The sequence below is a fragment of the Candidatus Goldiibacteriota bacterium genome (genome assembly GCA_016937715.1).
GTDB lineage: Bacteria > Oederibacteriota > PGYV01 > PGYV01 > PGYV01 > PGYV01.
In genome coordinates this window covers 21157-42597 of record JAFGWA010000088.1, presented here as the reverse complement: position 1 = coordinate 42597, position 21441 = coordinate 21157, and the positions used below count along the sequence as shown (strand labels likewise).

The 21441-nt window shown below is 42.0% G+C and carries 18 protein-coding genes; 1 reads left to right on the top strand and 17 read right to left on the bottom strand.

Annotated features, from left to right (window positions below):
* Positions 1–381: 381 nt before the first annotated feature.
* Positions 382–654: a hypothetical protein gene (locus JXR81_09235; protein ID MBN2755026.1), complete on the top strand. Its 273-nt coding sequence runs from the start codon at positions 382–384 to the stop codon at positions 652–654.
* A 403-nt stretch (positions 655–1057) separates the two neighbouring features.
* Here JXR81_09235 and JXR81_09230 read toward each other — a convergent pair whose 3' ends face one another.
* From JXR81_09230 to JXR81_09150, 17 genes are all read right to left on the bottom strand, one after another.
* A complete protein-coding gene (locus JXR81_09230; GenBank protein MBN2755025.1) occupies positions 1058–2008 on the bottom strand; it encodes a hypothetical protein in 951 nt (316 codons plus the stop codon).
* 2 nt (positions 2009–2010) lie between these two features.
* Entirely contained in the window at positions 2011–2703 is a 693-nt protein-coding gene (locus JXR81_09225) for a class I SAM-dependent methyltransferase (protein MBN2755024.1), read from the bottom strand.
* Between the two features lie 15 nt (positions 2704–2718).
* Positions 2719–3261 (bottom strand): RNA 2',3'-cyclic phosphodiesterase, encoded by a 543-nt coding sequence (gene thpR, locus JXR81_09220; protein ID MBN2755023.1) that lies wholly within the window; start codon positions 3259–3261, stop codon positions 2719–2721.
* A gap of 20 nt (positions 3262–3281) precedes the next feature.
* Positions 3282–4235, bottom strand: a complete 954-nt coding sequence (locus JXR81_09215; protein MBN2755022.1) for an SDR family NAD(P)-dependent oxidoreductase — start codon at positions 4233–4235, stop codon at positions 3282–3284.
* Between the two features lie 12 nt (positions 4236–4247).
* Complete coding sequence (locus JXR81_09210) at positions 4248–4949, bottom strand: polyprenol monophosphomannose synthase (GenBank protein ID MBN2755021.1); 702 nt, start codon at positions 4947–4949, stop codon at positions 4248–4250.
* Between the two features lie 96 nt (positions 4950–5045).
* Positions 5046–5726: a hypothetical protein gene (locus tag JXR81_09205; protein MBN2755020.1), complete on the bottom strand. Its 681-nt coding sequence runs from the start codon at positions 5724–5726 to the stop codon at positions 5046–5048.
* Positions 5727–5739: 13 nt separating this feature from the next.
* A complete protein-coding gene (locus JXR81_09200) occupies positions 5740–8022 on the bottom strand; it encodes a YfhO family protein (GenBank protein MBN2755019.1) in 2283 nt (760 codons plus the stop codon).
* Positions 8012–8950 carry an SDR family oxidoreductase gene (locus tag JXR81_09195; protein MBN2755018.1) on the bottom strand — a complete coding sequence of 313 codons (939 nt, stop codon included), beginning with the start codon at positions 8948–8950 and terminating at the stop codon, positions 8012–8014. The genes JXR81_09200 and JXR81_09195 overlap by 11 nt, the downstream gene beginning before the upstream one ends.
* Positions 8951–9005: 55 nt before the next feature.
* On the bottom strand, positions 9006–10217 hold the full coding sequence (locus JXR81_09190) for a class I SAM-dependent rRNA methyltransferase (GenBank protein ID MBN2755017.1): 1212 nt from the start codon (positions 10215–10217) through the stop codon (positions 9006–9008).
* A gap of 157 nt (positions 10218–10374) precedes the next feature.
* Entirely contained in the window at positions 10375–12195 is a 1821-nt protein-coding gene (gene glmS / locus JXR81_09185) for a glutamine--fructose-6-phosphate transaminase (isomerizing) (GenBank protein MBN2755016.1), read from the bottom strand.
* A gap of 139 nt (positions 12196–12334) precedes the next feature.
* Positions 12335–13159 (bottom strand): ribosomal RNA small subunit methyltransferase A, encoded by an 825-nt coding sequence (rsmA, locus tag JXR81_09180; GenBank protein MBN2755015.1) that lies wholly within the window; start codon positions 13157–13159, stop codon positions 12335–12337.
* Positions 13160–14167, bottom strand: coding sequence for a 4-hydroxythreonine-4-phosphate dehydrogenase PdxA (pdxA, locus tag JXR81_09175; GenBank protein ID MBN2755014.1), 1008 nt, complete (start codon positions 14165–14167; stop codon positions 13160–13162).
* A 16-nt stretch (positions 14168–14183) separates the two neighbouring features.
* Positions 14184–15419, bottom strand: coding sequence for a histidine--tRNA ligase (locus JXR81_09170; protein MBN2755013.1), 1236 nt, complete (start codon positions 15417–15419; stop codon positions 14184–14186).
* Between the two features lies 1 nt (position 15420).
* Positions 15421–17760: an ABC transporter substrate-binding protein gene (locus tag JXR81_09165; GenBank protein ID MBN2755012.1), complete on the bottom strand. Its 2340-nt coding sequence runs from the start codon at positions 17758–17760 to the stop codon at positions 15421–15423.
* A gap of 10 nt (positions 17761–17770) precedes the next feature.
* Complete coding sequence (locus JXR81_09160; GenBank protein ID MBN2755011.1) at positions 17771–18676, bottom strand: peptidylprolyl isomerase; 906 nt, start codon at positions 18674–18676, stop codon at positions 17771–17773.
* A 56-nt stretch (positions 18677–18732) separates the two neighbouring features.
* Positions 18733–20055: a DUF4921 family protein gene (locus tag JXR81_09155; protein MBN2755010.1), complete on the bottom strand. Its 1323-nt coding sequence runs from the start codon at positions 20053–20055 to the stop codon at positions 18733–18735.
* Positions 20056–20167: 112 nt separating this feature from the next.
* Complete coding sequence (locus JXR81_09150) at positions 20168–21430, bottom strand: extracellular solute-binding protein (protein MBN2755009.1); 1263 nt, start codon at positions 21428–21430, stop codon at positions 20168–20170.
* Between the last annotated feature and the right edge of the window lie 11 nt (positions 21431–21441).

Below are 21441 nucleotides of genomic sequence, written 5' to 3'. Positions count from 1 at the left end.
GTCGTTCTCACAAACAACATAATAACACAAGTGAGCAGTGGGACTTTTTGTTACTTCAAATGTTGCACTTCATCTTACAATTTTTAAGTAAATTCCCTTTCAACGTACCCTCCCAATTTTTAATTATTCTTATAATCCCACATATATTTTATTCGGTCAAGCATTTTTACTTATCACTTTTTACTTACATAAAAAGAAATAACTTTTCAGGATATAAAATAATTTGTTTATTCTTGTATTTTTTGTTACTCTTAATAACGCTTAAGAAAACAAACCGATAAATTTTTAAGGAGTTTCATGTTCTGCCCAAACTGCAAACGCAAGCATAAAGCACATCTGTCAGTATGCCCTTACTGCAGCAAATTATCCGCTGAAAAGACAGTGGATTTTCCCACAGTTGTTCTTGCGGTGGTTAAAAGCCAGCCAGAAGAGGACATGCTTATAAACGCGCTTAAAAAGAGTAATATTGAATGTGTTTCAAGATTAAGCTATTTAAACATAAACAGACCCCACATACAAAACATCAACGCCGCAGGGTCAGGGATTTTTTTAACTGATAACTTTTTCACAAAGGAAATACTTGTCAATAAAACTAAACTGGACAAAGCAAAAAAAGTATTGAAAAAGCTTCATGAAGAAATGGGATTAGGTTAATTGCCGTTTATTTGATTAGAGTTTCAAAATTAAACTGATACTTAAGTTACCAACTACCAAGGACATTAACATACCTGTAAATCTCAAACTTACTTGTATTCAAAAATAACAACTTGCGGCGTGTACTAAAAAAATATACCAAATTCATATAAAGAACTCCGAAGAACAAAAGTAATAACAACTGCCACGCCTTAAAAGACGCGCCTACCAGGTCAAAAAAACTAATGAAATACAACTACCGCGGGCTAAAGACCCGCGTCTACCACTTCTTAAATCCAAAAAAACACTTCATAAAAACAGATATCATATTTATTTAAACAAGAAAAGTAATTAAAACCCATTTTGGTTATAAAAAATGAGACGCAATATATTGCGTCTCTACTTTAAAGACCGAAACCCAAACCTAATTTGCCAGTTTAATGGCGGTGGAGATTCCTGCCAGGTCGTGGGTGTTTAATACGCGTTTGCCGCTGTCGGCTTTTCTTGCCAGCCTGCCTAGAAACGTACCGCAGCCCAGTTCCACAAAGGTATTAATGCAGTTTTTCATCATGTTGTGTATTATCAGGTCATTCCTTGACGGCATATACAGATAATCAAATATAGTTTTTTTAATTTCCGCGGCGTTATCGTACATATCCCCTTTTACCTGGCTGTACATTTTAAACGCCGGTTTATCCACTTTTATAACTTCATTTTTAACCGCTTCTCCGAATTCGGCGGTTAATTTATCCGCGGCTTCTTTAAATATATAAAGGCCGGACAGTTCTTCATAAGGAAGGTCAATTACTGAAGCACCCAGTTTTTTAAATGCTTCTATCAGTTTTTCCTTTAATTTAGATTCCACCGCCACAGTGGCGCTGTCACCGGAGTTATATGAAGTTATACCGCATTTTACCGCCCTGTTTATTTCCCCGCATACCTGCGCGGTTTTAGCGGTATCAAGGGTATTTATAAGCAGCTGTGAAAACTGCGCGGAGCCAAGCGCTTCTTTAAATAAAATATTTTTTCTGTAAATAAACGCCATGGCGTCTTCAAATTCAAATGTGCCGGCGCACGCGTGCGCAATAAGCTCTCCGGAGCGAAACCCCATTATCTGTTCCGGTATCACCTTCTTTTCCTTTAACACTTCAAACATCCCCGCCTGATACGCGCCGTTAAATATTGTGCCGTTTTCAGGTTTCTGCAGCTCTTCCTGCGGCCCTATAAACGCAAGTTTATTAATTTTTATATCCGGCATCTTTTTTTCCACTCGGTCAAAGAACTGCCGCATGGCCCACATGCTGTCATACACCTTGCGCCCCGCGCCCACATACTGATAACCGGCGGCGGTAAACAGGTATCCAATCGCCGCCATTATTATTTACCGGCCTTTTTCTTCTTTTTAATCACAAGCATCCCGTAATTTCCAAAAGGCAGATTTATTTTTTCAAGCAGGTCGTCAACCCACTGCACATAATGCGCAAACCTTAAAGGAAGAAATAAGGAGTATTTAACTGATATCTCAATATTATCTATTTCATTAAGCAGATTTTTCTCACACAGTTTTATAAGTTCGCCGCCTGAAAAGAATCTGGCATCCTTATACAGCCCCTCCCTGTTAAACTGCCTTAAAAGGTTGGTGACCCCTGTCCTGTTCAAAAAACCAATCCCCACTTTTCCGCGGGACACCCGAAAAGCCTCTAAAAGCGCCTTTGATTTATCATCCACGTATTCAAACGTGGTCATGAAAACTACGGAATCAAAACTTGCATCTTCAAACGGCAGTTTTTCGGCAAAACCGGTAATTACCCTTTTCCCGTCAATTCCTTCTTTCTGCCTTGCAAGCTTATTTAATTCTTCCACCGGCTCTATGCCGGTCGGTTCAAGCCCCAGTTCCTGCAGATACCTTAAATGCCTGCCGGTTCCCGAACCCACCTGAAGTATTTTTTCCCCTGTTTTTAAATGCAGGCATGTAATCATAAGTTCTTTTATTTTTTCGTCAAAGTACAGGCCCTGGGGCGTCATTATCCATTTTTCATACTGGTCGGTTAAATTGCGCGTTACAGCCACTTTTAGTTTTCTCCTTTATTGTGCAAAATCTTTCCTGTAAAGTTCCGTATATTCCGGGCCGTCGGGATTTAAATCGCTTTTATACAACACCACACAGCCCGCAGTTGATGTGCCGCTTACTTTAATTTCACCCTGCACTTTAGTGATATCCGCCATCTTCCTGCTTCTTGCCACCGTGATGTGCGGGATATATTCCTGTTTTTCCCCGGCAAACGCCATGGCACGCAGTTCTTTTTCCAGAATTTTAAAAATTGCCGATATGGCCGGTGCGCCTTCCCCGCAGTTTAACCATACAACAGACGCTTTGTCCGGCGAAGGAAAAGCTGATATGACCCCGGGTTTTATCACAAACGGCTTTATGCCTTCACAGCTTTTATCTATAATTTCTTTTATCATATCCAGTTTTCTTTCCGGGGTATTGCCGATAAATTTTAACGTGACATGAAGATGGTCCGGCTTTACAACCTTAATACCTTCAATCTGTTTTAACACCCCTTCAAAAGAGCCTATTTCTTCCTTTAATTCCTGCTGCAGCGGGATTCCGATAAAAATCCGCACTAAAGCCGGCGGTGCCTTTTTTAATTTCCCTTTGCCCAATTTATCACATCCCTCATTCCTTCTTCAAACGGTATTTCAGGTTTCCATTTAAGAAGTTTTGCCGCCTTGGAAATGTCAGCCTGCATGTGGCGCTGGTCTCCCGGCCTTGCGTCAAAATATTTTACGGAATACTTTTTTGGGTCATACCCGAATATTTTTATTATGTATTTTACAAGTTCATTGACAGACACCCTGATTCCGGAGCCAAGGTTAAAAACCTCTCCGTAGGATTTGGGATTGTCAATCGCGCCTATCCACGCTCTGCAGACGTCTTTTATGTGCACGTAATCGCGCGACTGTTTTCCGTCGCCAAAAATCTTTACCTGTTCATTCCTTAGGACATTACCGATAAATATGGAAACCACACCCTGATACGGGTTGGTTAAAGACTGCCTGCGGCCGTAGACATTGAACATGCGGAAAGCTGTGGCATTGAATTTAAACGGCAGGTCATTTCTTAACCCGGTGGCAAGCACGTACCTTTCGCCGGAATATTTTGTAATGCCGTAATAGGCAATTGGCCTTGTAGCCATGGTCTCTTTTACCGGTATCGCGTCAGGAATACCGTAAGAGGTCATTGAAGACGCGTAAAGAAAGCGCGCGGTTTTGTGTTTTATTGCCGCGTTTATCATATTGACCGTGCCTAAAGTGTTTGTCAGAAGGTCTGTTGCCGGGTCATCAAAAGATTTAATAGTGGACGCGCACCCGGCTATGTGAATAACGGCATGAATTTTATCCTTAAAACACTTTTCTATGTCAGACGGATTTTTTACGTCGCCTTTTATGAATTTCGCCTTTGGATTTATGTAACCTTTGTCCCCTGTGGAAAGGTTGTCAAATACGGTAACGCTGTACCCTTTTTTAATAAGTTCATCCGCCATATTGGAACCAATAAAACCCGCCCCGCCGGTAACTAAAATTCTCTTATTTTTCATATACCCTCCGTTTTAAATAATCCCAAGCCTAAGTTTCCATACAATCACAGCCGCTTCCATTATTACGCCATGCGACATTTTAGAGCTTCCTGAATGGCGGTCAACAAATATGATAGGAGTTTCCTTTATCTTAAACCCTTTTTTCCACGCCTTGTAATGCATCTCTATCTGAAAAGCGTACCCGTCTGAATGTATTTTATTCAGGTCAATAGATTCAAGTACTTCCCTTTTGAAACATTTAAACCCGCTTGTACAGTCGGTTAACGGCAGCCCCGTAATTGTACGCGCGTACCAGCCGGCGAATTTGGAAAGCATAAGCCTTCTTATAGGCCAGTTGACCACGCTTACACCGTTTATATAGCGCGAGCCTATTACAAGGTCGCTGTTTTTTATTTCTTCAAAGAAATTTTTAAGGTACTGCGGGTCGTGGGAAAAATCCGCGTCCATTTCAAAAATATAATCGTATTTATGCTTTAACGCGTACTTAAACCCTTCCACATACGCGGTGCCAAGCCCTAATTTGCCTTTGCGTTCAATAAGTTTTATGGCGCTGTCTTTTTTCATAAGGGAACCCACCGCTTTGCCCGTACCGTCAGGCGACGCGTCATCCACCACAAGAATATGAACGCCTTTAACCGCTTTTTTTACAAGCGGAATAAGCTTTAATATATTCTCTTTTTCATTGTACGTGGGAATCACTATTAACGCTTTCATTTTAACCATCCTGCTCTTATTTTATTTTATAATCATATTATGCCACTTTGGCGGTTTTTATAAAGGGTTATTTGCAGCCGATAAATCCGCCGTACTTTAACCTTTAATTTTTTTTAAAAATATTTTTGTTAAAAGTATAATCCAGACCGTGTATGGTATCAGCGACAGAAATGAAAAAGTCATTCCCACCGCGCCAAAACTTGAAGGGATAAGCATAAAAAAACCGGAAGCAATGCCGGCGGCAATTATTGTTTTTGAAAAACCTTTGTTTAATATCATGGAATAAGAAATAAGCAGAAGCCCTGCCGCGTTCATAAAATAATAAACCACGTAAGCCGACCCGGTAAGGCCCGCCATTGCGCCTTCTCCCGCTGCAAGATAAAGGTTTCTTGCGCTGTCATCCGGCGCTGAAAAGTATTTATCCGCAAGGTTCATCATTGTAAAAGACGGGCTTGAAGAGATAAAAGCCGCAACACCGGCAATTATAAAAATAAGCCCCATTACGGCTGTCTTTTCCCCATCCTGCCCGCGCATAATGTAATAAAACGAGGCATAAACCGCCAGCATAATAACATTGGTTATAACATAAAGGATATCCGTGTTTACCAGCCCCAGAAAAACATTTGCGTTGAACACTTCAAAGACGCCGGATACGGTTTCAGGCGGAGGAAATTTTATAAACATAAATATCTGCGCCGGTATCATAGCAATAAGAAATATTCCCGCCCACGCGCCCGCGGTAAATATAAAACGGTTGTCTTTTGTCACATCAGCCATGGTGCTTTTCTCCCTAAATATTATTTAACTTCTTTAATTCCATTTTCCATATAACAAATACCCCGGCCATGAATATAATACTTAAAAGTATAATCAGATAATCCCGGAAGTTTCCGTAAACAAACCGTATATCGCTTGTCCCGGGCTGAACCTTTACCGCCATCATATTGTAATTCACACCTATAATATCCGCTTTTTTTCCGTTCACAAAAGCACGCCACTTTTTATAATTGGAAACATTTAACACAAACAGCCCCTGCCTGTCCGTTGTAACCTTTGCTTTAATCCTGTTTGGAGTCTTTTCCGTAATATCAGCCAGCGCCGGAGCGCCGCCTTTATAAACAATGCCTGTATCAGATGCGGTAAGCGCCATTCCCGTGACAAAAACGCCTTCTTTCATCATATCAAAAACTTTTTTTTCGCTTCCCGCGTTAATCACATTATCCGTAAAATACCCAAGCGGCAGCGCCGACGCGTCCGCGAAAACTTTATTGGTATAATCATCGCCTATCTTTGTTATCCCCTGCCCTATGATTTCATCACGGCTGATATAGTAACTGATGTTAAGCCCCCTGTTTACGCTTATCCTGTTAAACATACCGGATGTCTGCATGGCATAAAATTTCAGCGGAAGCATTCCGTGGAACCCTTTTGCGGATTCAATTCCGTAATACATCCCCCTGTTGGCGCCCCAGAGAAAATTAAAATCCGCAAGCCTTCCTTTATTTCCGTTTTGTTTTATTGCCGTGCTTACCATGTCATTTTTAGGAAAATACCCGTCATAATTAAACGGGGTGATGAAATTTTTCTGTATCCTGGAAGAATCAGCCGCGCTTATGGCAGCTGCTATTATCGCGATAATAAAAGCGCTTTTTAACCTGTTTTTTAAAATAAGAAACATTAAACCGCAAAACAGGCACAGGATTATTATTCCGGCTCCCGCGTCTGCCTGAGTCAGTAAAACAGCTTTATTTAAAGCGTCTGCCGGCATTTCAGCTGACCTTGTCTGCCTGAAAATACCGCTTATAAAACCCGCCGCGTTAAATGCAATGGCGGTGTATAAAAGCGCAAGAAAACCGCAAACGCCAAAAAATACGTAAAAGAAATTTTTTGACTGCTGTACTTTTTTTTCTGCAATTATTTTTATCACGTTATTCAGCCCTATCGCGGACAGCGCGCAGAAAGTGACGGTAAAAATATACATAAACCTTGAAGGGTTTCTGAACTGGTTAAAAACAGGAACGTGCCACAGAAGTTTATACAGCGGCGTATAGCCGCCCATTGAAAGCAGCAGAAACAGCAGCGACGCACCGCCAAGAAAAAAAGACAGTTTTTTTGCCTGCCCTTTCATAAAAGCAAAAGGTAATAATAAAAAAGGCATTATGCCAAAATAGTACGTGGTAAGGTTCATTGACCAGAAACCGTAGTAATTCTGCCCGTGAAGCCCGAACAAAGACGGCATAAGAAGCTGAAGTATTTCTTTTGGGTGCAGGGACCACGATATAAAATCGTTAAACGTAAATTCACCGCGCCAGGAATAATTTTTATATTCAAAGGAAGGTATAAACTGCGGTAAAGAAACCAGGATAGAAAATATTAAAGCCGCGCCCGCCGCTATTGCCGCAAACATCCTTGCTTTTTGTGATTTTTCTTCAAATATAAGGTGATACATTACATATAAAACCGCAAGCGCCGCGGTATAAGCCATAACCTGCATCCCGGTCGCGGTTATCTGAAGCCCCATAATAAGCCCCGCAAAAAGATACATGGACACTCTTTTTTCAGAAAGCCCCCTTCTTAAAAAATACAGGACAAACGGTATCAGCGCTCCGGCTTTTATATTGTTAATATGCCCCGCAAAAGCGTACGAGACGTTATAACCGGCAAACATCACACAGATGCCGCCAAAAAATGAAGCGGCGCGGGTAAGGCCGCACGCCTTTAAAAACAGGTATGTCCCCGCAAAGGCGGCAATAAGGTGAATTATGACATCAAACGCGAAAGTATTCTGCAATGGCACAGGCAATAACATAAACAGGATATCCGTGGGGTAATAAAAAATTATGCTGGAAGACGCAATGCCGGGCGCGCCAAAAAACAAATCAGGCAGCCATAAAGGCAATTGATGATATAAAAACACGGCTTTTTTAGCGAACATCTTAAACGGCAGGTATATGCTTAAAAAATCATGACCAAAAAGGATATTGCCCTGCTTCATAACGTAAGAAAATAGGTAAATAAGCGCGGCTAAAGGGACCGCTGCCGCGCCAAGTATTTTAAGTTTTTTAAATTCCATCCCTAAACCACTTTATTGTCCCGGGCAGGCCTTCTGCAAATTTTACCTTTGGCTGCCACCCAAGAATTTTTTTTGCTTTGGATATATCGGGCTTTCTTCTGGCAGGATCATCTTTGGGAAGCGGCTTGTAAACAATTTTGGACTTAGTGCCGGTTATTTTTTTTACCAGCTGTGCCGCTTCTATCATTGTAAATTCACCGGGGTTGCCGATATTTATAACTTCCCCTTTTATACCATCTTTAAACATCGCCGCAATAAGCCCTTCCACCTGGTCGGATACATAACAGAAACTGCGTGTCTGAGAGCCGTCGCCGTATATGGTAAGCGGCCTGTTATTTAAGGCCTGGTCAATAAAGTTTGAAATAACGCGGCCGTCGTCTTTTTGCAGCCTTGGGCCGTATGTGTTAAAAATTCTTATTATGCGCGCGTCTAAATTGTGCTTTCTTACGTATTCCATAACAAGCGCTTCCGCGAACCTTTTTGCCTCGTCATAACAGCTTCTTATGCCCACGGGATTCACGTTTCCCCAGTAAGTCTCTTTCTGCGGATGCTGCAGCGGGTCTCCGTATGTTTCGGATGTGGACGTGATAAGAAACCTGGCTTTTTTTGCTTTTGCGAATTCAAGAACATTATAAGTGCCAAGAGAATTTGACATTAAAGTATCTATTGATCTGGCCTGGTAATACGGCGGTGAAGCGTAAGAAGCAAGGTGAAACACATAGTGCACAGGCAGTTTCAGATTTAAAGGTTTTCTTGTGTCGTGCTTTATGAATTTAAAATTCTTGTTTTTAATCACGTTTTTTAAATTCTGCATCCTGCCTGTCCCAAGATTGTCAAAGCAGATGACTTTATACCCTTTTTCAATCAGCGCATCACAAAGGTGCGAGCCTATAAATCCCGCCCCGCCTGTCACAACTATATTTTTCATATTTTCTCCTGTTGTAGGATTTATTCTTTTGCCAAGGCGCCTGACTGCCAAGCCTCTACGCCGTTATTTTTTTTACCGCTATACCTTTTAAGTAGTATGTCTCCGGAATACTCTTTTTATACGGGTGGTCGGCTGCCTGTTCAAATATACCTGCCGGCTCTATTTCACATTTGGCGTCAGCCGCTGCGGCATAGGCGTTTTCCATAAGTTCCTGGCCGCGCACGCTGTGCGAGCATGAAAAAGACATCATAACCCCGCCCCTGTTTAAAAGTTTCAAAGCGCTTACATGCAGTTCTTTATGCCCCGCCATTGCCCCTTCTTTTTCTGATTTTGTCTTTGAAAAAGGCGGCGGGTCAAGTATTATCACGTCATACTTTTCCTTTTTTGCGGTCTGTTTCCTTAAAAATTCAAATACATCCTCTTTTATGAATTCATAATTGTCAAAGTTATTAAGTTTCATGTTATTTTCGGCGGTTTTTAAACCCTTATCGGAAATATCCACGCCGGTCACACTGCCTGCCCCAAAATGCTTCGCGTAAACCGAAAAAGCGCCAGTATAACAGAAACAGTCCAGCACGCGCGCACCTTCCTTTATATAATCTTTCAATTTACCCCTTGCGTCCCTCTGGTCAAGGTAAAAACCGGTTTTGGTGCCTGATTTTACGTTAACTTCAAACTTAAGGCCGTTTTCAGTGATGATAACCGGCTTAATTTCCGCACCTTCCGGCCACAACACGCCTTCTGACTGTTCAAGCCCCTCTTTTTTGCGCGACGGGGAAATACTTTTTTCATAAATCAGCGCCGGCTTAAGCTCCCTTTTTAATGCTTCCACAAGCATGGGTTTTAATTTTTCCGCGCCAAGGGTATTTACCTGCACAACCAAAAGCCCGTTATATAAATCCGCAATAAAGCCGGGAATGCCGTCTGCTTCAGAGAAAAAGATACGTTTGGCGTTTGTATTGGTAATCTTTTCACGCAGTTTCACAGCCCTGTTAATTTTATTATACAGGAATGACTTTAAATCTTTTATAGGCGCGTACTCTTCTTTTTTTGGCGCGATATCCAGCATCCGCACTGTGATTTCTGACTTTCTGTTAAGATAGCCAAGCCCCACGCGTTTTCTGGAACCCGCGCGCACCATTACAATATCTCCGTCCTGCGCGGCATCCGGAATAGTTTCAATTTCTGATTTAAAAACCCACGGATGCCCCGTTAATATCCTTTGTTCTTCAAATTTCTTAAGTATTACTTCCTGCAGTTTTTTCATATTTTCCTTTTATATATTTTTTCGGTTTTGTTTTCTTCCGCGTTTATCTTATTTTAATATCTTTATGTTTTCATTTTCAACTGCCGCACCCTAAAGGGTGCGCCTACCAAACCTTTTTTCCAAGCCTTCCAAGCATCAAAGCCTCTAAGCATCCGAACTATTCCACCGTCACTGACTTTGCCAAATTTCTTGGTTTATCCACATCTATACCTTTTTTCACTCCTATATAATAGGCAAGAAGCTGCATTGGAATAGCGGCAAGAAGCGGATAGTAATCCTCGTCAATATCCGGTATGTATATTACATCTTCCGCGAACTTTTTCATCTCTTTGTTTGATTTATTTGTGACAGCGATTATTGTGCCTGACCGCGCTTTAATTTCCTGAATATTGGAAATAAGTTTTTCGTATACTTTGCCCTTTGGCGCGATAAAAACATTGGGGACTTTGTCATCCACAAGCGCAATGGGGCCGTGCTTCATCTCACCCGCGGCGTAACCTTCCGCGTGTATATAAGAAATTTCCTTAAGTTTCAACGCGCCTTCAAGCGCCATCGGATAATTAATATTACGTCCATAGTAAAGAAAATCGCGGTTCTTTTTATATTTAGCCGCTATCTTTGCTATTTTTTCCTTATCTTTTAATATTACTTTAATAAGCCCCGGTACTTTTCTTAAATTCTGTATTCCGCGCCTGACGTCTTTCGCTTTTAATACCCCTTTTATTTTTCCCATATGCAGTGCAAACAAGTAAAGCACGGCAAGCTGGCTTATAAAAGTCTTTGTCGCGGCTACGCCAATTTCCGGCCCCGCGTGCGTATAAATAACGCCGTCCAGCATGCGGCTTAAGGTGGAACCCACCACGTTTACTATTGCCAGCGAATAGCCGGCTTTTGCTTTAAGGTTTTTAAACGCCTCTATCGTGTCAATTGTTTCACCTGACTGAGACACGGCAACTAAAAGCGTCTTTTTATCAACGACCGGATTTGCGTACCGTATTTCTGACGCCACTTCAACTTCCACGGAGACGCCGGAATATTTTTCTATCAGGTATTTTGCCGCGTAGGCAGCGTGATAGGACGTGCCGCACGCCACTATCTTTATTCTTTCAATCTTCGCAAGTTTTTTATCATCCACGCTTTCAAATTCAATTCTGCCTTTTAATTCATCAAACCTGCCAAGTATTGTGTCTTCAAAAGACTGCGGTTCTTCGTTTATTTCCTTAAGCATAAAATGCGGGTAGCCGGCTTTTTCCGCCTGTTTTGCCGTCCATTTTATTTCCCTTACAGCCCTTTGAACTTTCTTACCGGCATTGGTTATGTTTACTTTTTCTTTTGTCACCACTGCCACATCGCCGTCTTCAAGAAACAGCGCTTTATCCGTGAACTTTAAAAAAGACGGCACGTCTGACGCTATAAAATTTTCGCCTTTTCCTATTCCCAGCACAAGGGGCGACCCATGCCGTGCCGCGATTATTTTTCCCGGTTCTTTGGAATAAAGTATTACCATGGCATACATTCCGCGTATTCTTTTTAACGCCGCTGCCACGGCTTTTTCTATCCCCAAAGATATTTTTTCTTCTATGAGATGGGCAAAGACTTCCGTGTCGGTTTCGGAAGAAAACTTATGCCCTTTCTTAATAAGTTCTTCCCTTATCTCGTAATAATTTTCTATTATCCCATTGTGAATAAGGGTAATCATGCCCGTGCAGTCAGTATGGGGATGCGCGTTTTCATCAGACGGTTTTCCGTGCGTTGCCCAGCGCGTATGGCCTATACCTGTCATCCCCGGTATTTTATTGCCTTTTAATTTTGCCACAAGGTTTTCAAGCCTGCCCGCGCTTCTTACGCGTGTTATTTTACCGGCATTTATCACCGCAATACCGGAAGAATCATAACCGCGGTATTCAAGCTTCTTAAGCCCGTAAATTATACGCTCTGCAGCTTCGTTATTTCCCGTGTATCCTATTATCCCGCACATTTTTTGCTCCTTGAAAAAATTAAGCAGTTAAGCATTAGGCAATTAAGCTATAGCGTAAACACAAACCATAGACACCTTTTTTATTTTGCTTAACAGCTTATTTGCTTACCTTCTTCGCTTCTGCTTATCTGCTTATAGCTTAAATCGCTATTTTTTTAATATTATATATTACATCCGACAGTTTCGCAAAGTCAATTATGGAAACATCCTCTGCTCGGACATTTTCCACAATTCCCGCCTGCCTTAAAGCGTTTTTTGCCTGTTCTTCATTAAACCCAAACACCCTTTTTATATTATTACTTAACATTTTACGCCTCTGTTCAAATCCGCCGCGCGTAAGCTTAAAAAATTCAATTTCATCTTTTACTGTAAAAGGCGTTTTCTTTTCAAAGTTCATCCTTATAAACGCGGAATCCACGTCCGGCACGGGGAAAAACGCCTTTCTGCCTATTGTGAAAAGGTATTCGCAGTCAGCGTGATACTGGCAAAACACGGAAAGTGACCCGTATGTCTTTGACCCTTCCGGCGCGCATATGCGCTCTGCCACTTCTTTCTGCACCGTTAAATAAATATCTTTAACATTACTTTTGTTATTTATAACCATTTCTATTATAGGGGTGGTTATATAATAAGGAATATTGCCTATGACCCTTAACTTGCCCGCCTGCGGAAAAAACTTTGTGATATCGGTTTCAAGTATGTCCGCGTTTATAATTTCCAGCCATTCAGAGCCGCCCGTGGCTGTTTTTAACTTTTCTATCGCTTCTCTGTCAAGTTCCACCGCGTATATTTTTTTTACAAGCGGCAGTATCTTTTTTGTAAGATTACCCGAACCGGGCCCTATTTCAAGAAACGTTTCCGACGGGTCAGGCGCAATTGCCGTTATCATACGGTCAATTTTTACCGTATCATGAAGAAAATTCTGACCCAGCCCTTTTTTATACCTGAATTTTTTATCCGCCATTTACCTGTTTTTCATCCTGTTTCGTGCTATCACAACCGCAGTCTTAAAAGCTGTCAGCATTGATTCCGCGGAGGCGGTATTTGTCCCCGCTATGTCATACGCGGTGCCGTGGTCGGGTGAAGTACGCACTATGGGCAATCCCAAAGTAACGTTGACACCGGAATCAAATCCGATTAATTTTAAAGGTATAAGCCCCTGGTCGTGGTACATGCATACGGCAATATCATGGCTTTGTGTATGTACTAATTTTCCGAATATGGTATCCGGCGGATATGGCCCCTGCGCGTTAATACCCTTTTTCCGCGCGGCTTTTATGGCAGGAGTTATTATTTTTATCTCTTCATCGCCAAAAGCGCCGGCTTCGCCGCTGTGCGGGTTTAAACCCAATACCGCGATTTTTGGCTCTTTAATTCCAAAGTCATCTTTCATCGCCGTATGCGCAAGTTCTATTTTTTCAAGGACTTTTTTTACCGTCAGCAGACCGGACACGCTTTTTAAGGAGGTGTGTGTGGTCACAAGCATAACTTTTAACCGCGGGCACATAAGCATCATGCCAAAATTTTTAACCCCGGTTTCTTCCGCAAGTATTTCGGTGTGCCCGGGATACATTATTCCCGCCATGTGAAGAGCGTGCTTATTAATCGGCGCCGTTACTATCGCGTCCACTTCGCCTTTAAGCGCGGCCTCAATTGCTTTTTTCACGTAATAATACTGCGCTTTGCCGCCTTTTTTTGTTTCAGCGCCAAGCGGCACTTCGCCGTATTTTATAAGTTTCATATCAAAGAGGTTTATCACTCCCTTTGTCATTTTTTTATTAAAAGATGTGACAGGCCTTATGGAAAGTTTATTGCTTACCCGCCTTTGGGTGTCTATCATTGTGGTCAAATCGCCGATTACGGTCACAGAAGCATTTTTATAAATTTCAGGCAATAAAAACAGCTTTGCGGTTATTTCCGGCCCTATCCCGGCCGGGTCCCCCATTGTAACGGCTATTCTTAATTTTTGCATTAACACTCCGATTAAACTATTTCAGATTTAAAAAATACTGTACCGCTTCATTTGTTTCAATATTCATCTGTTCGCCTGTCTTCATATCTTTTACCGCAAGCCTGTCCGCCTGCGCTTCCGTGTCGCCTATTACTATTACGTGCTTTACGTTTTTTGAATCCGCTTCCCTGAACTGCGCTTTAAAACTTTTATCTTCAAATGATATCAGGGTTTTTATACCGCCCTGCCTTAACATATTTAATACATTAAAAGCCATATCCCTGTGTTTCGCGTCATATACTATAAACACGCCAAACGGCGATAATATCTGCGCCTGCTGTGTTTTTAAAACCTCCGCCATACGTTCCATCCCCATCGCAAATCCCGTGGCCGGAGTGCTTTTTCCGCCGAATTCCGCCACAAGGTTGTCATAACGCCCGCCCGCAAGAATTGTGTTCTGCTGCGGCCCAAGCAGTGTGGTGGTAAATTCAAATACTGTGCCTGTATAATAGTCAAGCCCCCTGACCATTTTTGGATCTTCTTCAAATTTCACTCCGGATAAAGTTAATAATCTTTTAACTTCAGCGTAATGAGCCGCGGCTTCCGGTGTAAGGTTATCGGTTATTAAAGGCGCGTCTTTTGTTGCTTCTTTACATTTTTCACTTTTGCAGTCAAGCACCCTTATCGGCGCGCGTTCTATCTTTTTAAGACAGTCTTCGCAAAGCTGACTTTTACGCTCTTCAAGGTATTTTACAAGGTTATCCTTGTAATCTTTTTTCGCGCCAAGGTTGTTTATAAGAAGTTTGCAGTCTTTTATCCCTGTTTCTGCCAAAATATCCTGCGCAAGTTTTATCACTTCCGTGTCTTTATATGGCGAAGCTTCGCCAAAACTTTCCGCTCCCACCTGAAAAAATTCCCTGAAACGCCCCTTCTGAGGCCGTTCATACCTGAACATTGGCCCGTAATAATACAGGTCGCTTTTTACCGGAAGGCTGTTTTCTATATACGCCCTTACCACAGACGCGGTGCCTTCCGGGCGCAGTACAATGTGCCTGTCGCCTTTATCCTTAAAATCATACATCTCTTTTATAACAATATCCGTGCCTTCGCCTATACCGCGGGCAAAAAGGTTAACATCCTCAATAACGGGAGTGATGATATTGTTGTATCCGTATAAAGAGAACATTTTACGCGCGGCTGCGTTTATTGTTTCCCATACCGCCGTCTCTTCCCCGAATACATCCTTAACACCGCGAAGGCGGCTGAATTTCATTTTATTCTCCCTTTATTTTTCCAAGAATTTTTATACCGTCTTCAATTTTCATAATGTAATACTCTTTTATAGGGTCGTTATTTGCGTCAAAAGAAAACCTTCCGGTTACGCCTTCGTAGTTTCTTACCGATTTAAGCATATCCTTAAACGCTTCCCTTGATTCAGCGCCGGATTGCAGTATGGCAGTCATTATTTTTATTGTGTCATATGTGTTTGCTTCAATTACACCCGGCATGGCGGCGTATTTTTCCTTATAATCAGCGATAAATTTCTGAATATTTTCAGACGGCTCATCCGGATAAAATTCGGACGTAAAATGAATACCCTGCGAACTTTCCATAAAGTTAAGAAGATACGCCGGATTGTCAAAAGTGCCGCAGAAAATAGGCAGGTCCAGGTCATAATATTTAAGCTGGTCCCTTATAAGTGTTATTTTTCTTTCGGTTGCAGGCACAAAAACAGCTTCCAGCCCAAGCGGGTTAAGCACAGGTTCTTTAAGTTTCTTAACTGTAAATTTAACTTCATCAACCGCGGTTTCATCGGTTACGGAAATGGCCCTTATGGTCACGTCAAAATAAAGATAATCTTCATCGGTAAAAGAATAGGAATACTTTGTATTGCCCTGGCTGTCATATTCAGCTTCTTTTGGAATAAAACTTGCGTATATGGTGTTGGACTGCCTTTCTTCTATAATACCCCATACTAAAATATCGCTTTTAAGCTGCTGGGCGATATTTAAAGCTATTTCCCTGTCCACATCTTCGGGTTCAACGCCTATTTCATCCATAAGCCCGTCCGTCTGCGCCTGCTTGGCAACAAACACTTTTTCGTCCCTTGCCATAGCGTATGACATCTGCTTTGTCATATCAATATCTAAATTATAGCGTTTTACGTTTTCACCCTCAGAGGAAAACCTTAAAAGGGCTATATTTACCTTTGGAAGGTCCTCTTCTTTTAATACGTCGGTTGCCGCCCAGTTACGGTACACTTTCATATACTCAAAAGCTTTTTCAAGAACCTGCCTGCCCGCTTCTTCCATTTTATCATTAACAGCCCTTGTCTCTGCCGCGCGTTTTTCCTTTAAAAGCATTGTATTAATGCCTCCAAGCGGAACAAGGTAATTAAGAAAATCGCTTTTGGAAGGTTCAAAACCCACGCTTCCGGCAAGGGAAGCCCCCTGTAATATTTTTTCAACAAAAAAATCATTAAGAGATTTGCCCAGCGCGTCATTTGGATAAAGGGAAGCCACTTTTCTGTATGGGGTTCTGTCCGTTATGTATTTGGCCATCGCGTAAGCGTGCCCTTTTACCGTTCCGCAGTTTCTGAAAAAATACGGGCTTGCGCCGGTTAAATCCGGACGCGCGGCGGTTGAAGAAAACGAAGTGACGTTGTAACTTTCCAGCAGAGGCGCTATTTTTTTAACATTATTGCTGAAGACCGGCCCTGCAAAAGCTATAACATTGTCTTCTTCTATAACTTTGACTATTTTTTTAACAAGGGCTTCGGATTCCATAGATTCATCCACAAACACAAGCGCAAGTTTTTCTTCATCTTCTTTAATTTCCGCGTTAAACTCCGCAACTCCCATCTCTATGGCATTTTTTATTGACTCTCCCGCGGCCATGCCTTTTCCTGTCAGGGGAAGTATTACGCCTATCTTTCTTTTATTAACCGGCTTATAAAGCACCGCTTTTCTGAATTCATCGGAAACTTCCTGATAAAATTCGCTGTCCCTGTATTCCATGACAAAAGACCTTGCGTGCGTGAAGAAATCAGTGGAATTATTGTTTTTTATGTCCTGTTTTATTATGTAATAAAGCGCGTATTCATCTATAAGCGCGTGATATCGCGCGGCATATATTTTTTTAAGCCCGTCCATGTCCTGCGCGGAAATTATTTCTTTAAGCCTTCCCAGTACCGCGTCCTTAAATTCCGGAAACTGGTGCCTTTTTTCCGCCAGTATTTTAAATTTTTTAAGCGCTGTTTCCGTGTCTTTTCTTTCAACGCTTATTTCAGACAGCCGCAGCACCGATAAGTATCCCCAGATAATATCGGAATAATATCTTTCATTGTGCCCAAAATACTTTTCGGCGTTTTGAATATCATTTTTATTAAGGCAGTACTGCCCCGCCCAAAACGCCCCTTTGGCGCGTTCTGCCGTATTAATACCTTCAGAAGCAAGTTTTTTCCATTCCTTATACTCTTCTTCCGTTATATCAACTTTTAAACCTGAAAGCGCGGCATTTGGGTCTTTTACAACAGCTTTGGGGGAACATCCCGGCATGCAGCAGGTAACAAAAGCCGCAATGATAAAAATAACAATAAAACTTTTATTTTTCATTTTTCGCACCCTACTTTAAAAGATTTTCATTCACGCGGACTTCGTATTTCTTTTTTAATCCGGCTATCAAAGCGTTAAAAAATTCCCTTTGTTTGTTGTTTCGCACCATTTGAATTATTTTATCCTTTGAATCGTCAAAAGATATTTTCTTTTTTTCATTAACTTTAATAAGATGATACCCGTAAATTGTTTTTACCGGATCTGACACTTCTCCCGGCGACAGCATAAAAGCCGCGTATTCAAATTCTTCCACCATTACGCCTTTTCCAAAAAGCGGAAGTTTGCCGCCCTGTTCTTTTGTAGTGGCGTCTTCACTGTATTTTTTTGTAAGCTCGTCAAAACTTTCACCCGACGCAATCCTTTTGCGCAGGTTAAGGGCAAGGTCCTTATTTTTTATAAGCATATGCTGGGATGATAATTCCACAAAGTCTTCTTTATTTTTTTCGTAATAATCCTTTGCTTCTTTATCCGTTATTTTAAGTTTGTTTTCCACGGTATCCGTATAATACGCGTGCGAAAGAATTTCATCAAAATCCCATTCATATCTGGCGGCCACTTCCGGTTTTTCCGCGTAGCCAAGTTTTCTGGCTTCTATTGCCATAAGCTTTTTGTTTATAACGTATTCCAGAAACTCTTTTTCCTGTTCCGCTGAAAGTTTATATTCATACTTTTCTTCGTTGTATTTTTTCATCATTTTGTATTTTGCGTCGGATATCACATAAGCGCCTATGGATGCCACCGTCTTTGAATCAAGTTTTGCCGCGGACTCTTCCAGCGAAGGCGCGCCTTCATCCGCGCTTACAGCCCGCGCGGCTGTGTCTTTATACGGTTTATCATCTTTTAAGGCTGAATCGCCGGTGCCGCACGATACAAATAAAAAAGATACAGCCATAATTAAAAAAAATAAATGTTTCATTATCCACCTCTTTTTATAAAATACTTTTTTGGCGCGGCCTTTTGCCGCGGCTTTTATTATCTGTTGTAATACTTTCTGTAATACTGCAGCGGGTTTGGTTCGGTGCCGCATTCCTGCCCTATTTTTATGTCCGCTATTTTATCCTGCTGCCTTAACTGCATAAGCCTGGTTATCACTTTGTCCCTTAAATCATATGGATTCATGGGATTGATGTATATTTTTGTGCCGCCTTCAAACCCCGCCGGGGTGTTTATCCTCATCTTAATCAGAATGTGCCACGGCACCGTGTCCACGCTGTCCTTGGGGGTGTAATACCATTCTTCATTGGCCGCGGTCTGATTTGTAAGCGCGGCGTGTATGGCGTGCACAATATCAGAAAACCCTTTAAGTTCATTTTCATCAAGGTCTTTTGGGAAAGGTTTTTCGCCTTTATAAAAAATTGCAATCGTGGGATACCTGTGCCCTATATCCGAAAAAGCAATAGCGTGTTCGTTTTCCGCCACTACAAGGTTGTAATACAGCGCCATGTTGGCAGCCATTTCATTGTATATGTTCGGATTTTTCCTTAACAGATCGCGTTCGCGTTCCAGCGCCACGCCCCATTCATCAAGCGCCACAAGCTGTTTGTGCAGATGGTCAAAAGAAGCGCCCGCGGGTTTAAGCCAGTTCTGAAAAACAGCCACGTAGCGCGCGTATTTGTTATGCCTGTAAATATTCATCATTCCGCTGATGGTAAATTTAAGATACTGAAAGTGTTCTTCGGGGGTTAACTCGCCGGAACTGCAAAGCTGCGTGTCATAGTCGGCGCCTTCAATATAATGCCTGGCGCCCACTATAAGTTCATGCCCGCCCGCGAAAAACGCGTCCGCAATTTCCATTTTTTCATTGTAATTAACTTCATCAGGGTTACGCCCCAGCAGTTTTAATTTCATGTCCACAATGTGCGTGACGTGTTCCAGCCCTTTTTTATCTTCAAGGTATTTTTTCTTGGCATCTTCCACTTCTTTGGGCATTACATAGCCAAAATTCTTTTTCCAGTAATCCATTGTCACTATTTCAAAAAGGTTCGGAATGCGCCTGAACACAGGCACAGTTTTATCAAGTTCGGACGGTAAAACAGCTGTCATTATTTCATACTTTTTTCCTTTCCTGACAAGCCTGTCATTTTCCGGCGGAGTGTTAGTATACTTTGTTTCACAGAAATTACAGTAATCTTCCTTTTCTTTTCTCTCTATTTTTTTTGCGCTTAAAGGCACGTCATTGGTGATGGGTTTGCTTCCGCGGCCGGGAACGTTCCATACTTCCGTGCCGGTAAAAGGGTTAATCTGTTTTATTGTACCGTCTTTTAACGTCATAAAATATTCATTGTATTCGGACATTCAGCACCTTCCTTTTAATAATTAAGGATTATTTGACGCGGGAAATCATCAAATATATTACATAACAGCCGCGCTTTATCCTGTCTGCGCGGTTTTTACCGGCGGTACGCCTCTAAATTCTGTCCAGTTCCGCCTGGCACTTTATAAGCGCGTCCGCGGGTAAATAAGCGCCATACAGCGCCGCGGAGATATATTTCTGCATTATTTCTGATGCTTTGGGATATCTTGGGTCAACCGGCCTTAAAACCGCTTTTGAAAAAACAGCGGGAAGCATGGCAAATTCCGGGCGCATTGAAATAATTTCCGGGTCAGAATATACGTCCGCCCTTGACGGTATAACGCCGCTGTTTAACGCAAGTTTTTTCTGCGCTTTTTTGGACGCAAGGTAAAACGCCAGCCTGACAGCGTTTTCTTTGGATACCGACTTTGCCGCCACTGCCATATGCAGCCCGCCCGCAACAGGCGAAGATTTTCCTTTTATCACGGACGGCACTTCATACACGGCCGTCTTTCCCTTAAGAAGCGAAATTGAAGAGTTATGAAAAACAATATCTGACGCCCAGCCCCTTGCGGCAAAAGCGCCTCCCTGCTGAAAAAACGCCCTTATGTATTCGTCTTTGCCAAGTTCATAATTTTTTGAAGAAGATACTTTATTTTTTATCAGATCAGTTAACGTCTCAAGCGCTTTTGTATTCTGCGGCGTATTGATTATAAACTTTCCGTCCTGAATAAAGATTCCGCCGCCGTTTGAAGCCGCGGCTTCAATAAAGTTGCACACTGTCTGTTCTGATATGGATCCCTGGAAAGCGTAATATGCGCCGTTTAAGACCGCGCCCCTTCCGGCGGTTCTTATCTTTTTCGCCATATTTCTGCTGTAGTCTGAAATTTCTTTATATGACGACGGAAGATTGGTAAGTTTATAAGCTTCTGCCGCGTCTTTGCGGTAAAATGCCACGCCCGCGTCCATTGTCAAAGGAAGCGCTATTGTCCTGCCTTCGCGCGTGTCAACAGGTTTGAACACATTCCGGAAAAAAACAGACGTGTCAAACTTGGAACTTATAATATATTCATCAAGCTGTTCAAACATTCCGTCAGCCGCGTAAAAAGGCACCCAGACAAGGTCAAAAATTACAAGGTCCGGGACTGACTGTGAATTAAGCGCGCCTGAAAGGTTTGACATCACCTGCTGCTGCGGCCCCTGTACTGAATTTAAAATAACTTTTATTCCTGTTTCTTTTGTAAAATCTTTTAATACGCCGTCTATGGCTGATGACTGTTCCGGTGACGCGGACACAGAGACGGCAAGCGGCCTTTTGCAGGAAATTCCCGCAATGCAGATAATAATTAATAAAGCTGACAGAACAGTTTTTTTCATTTTAAAAAATC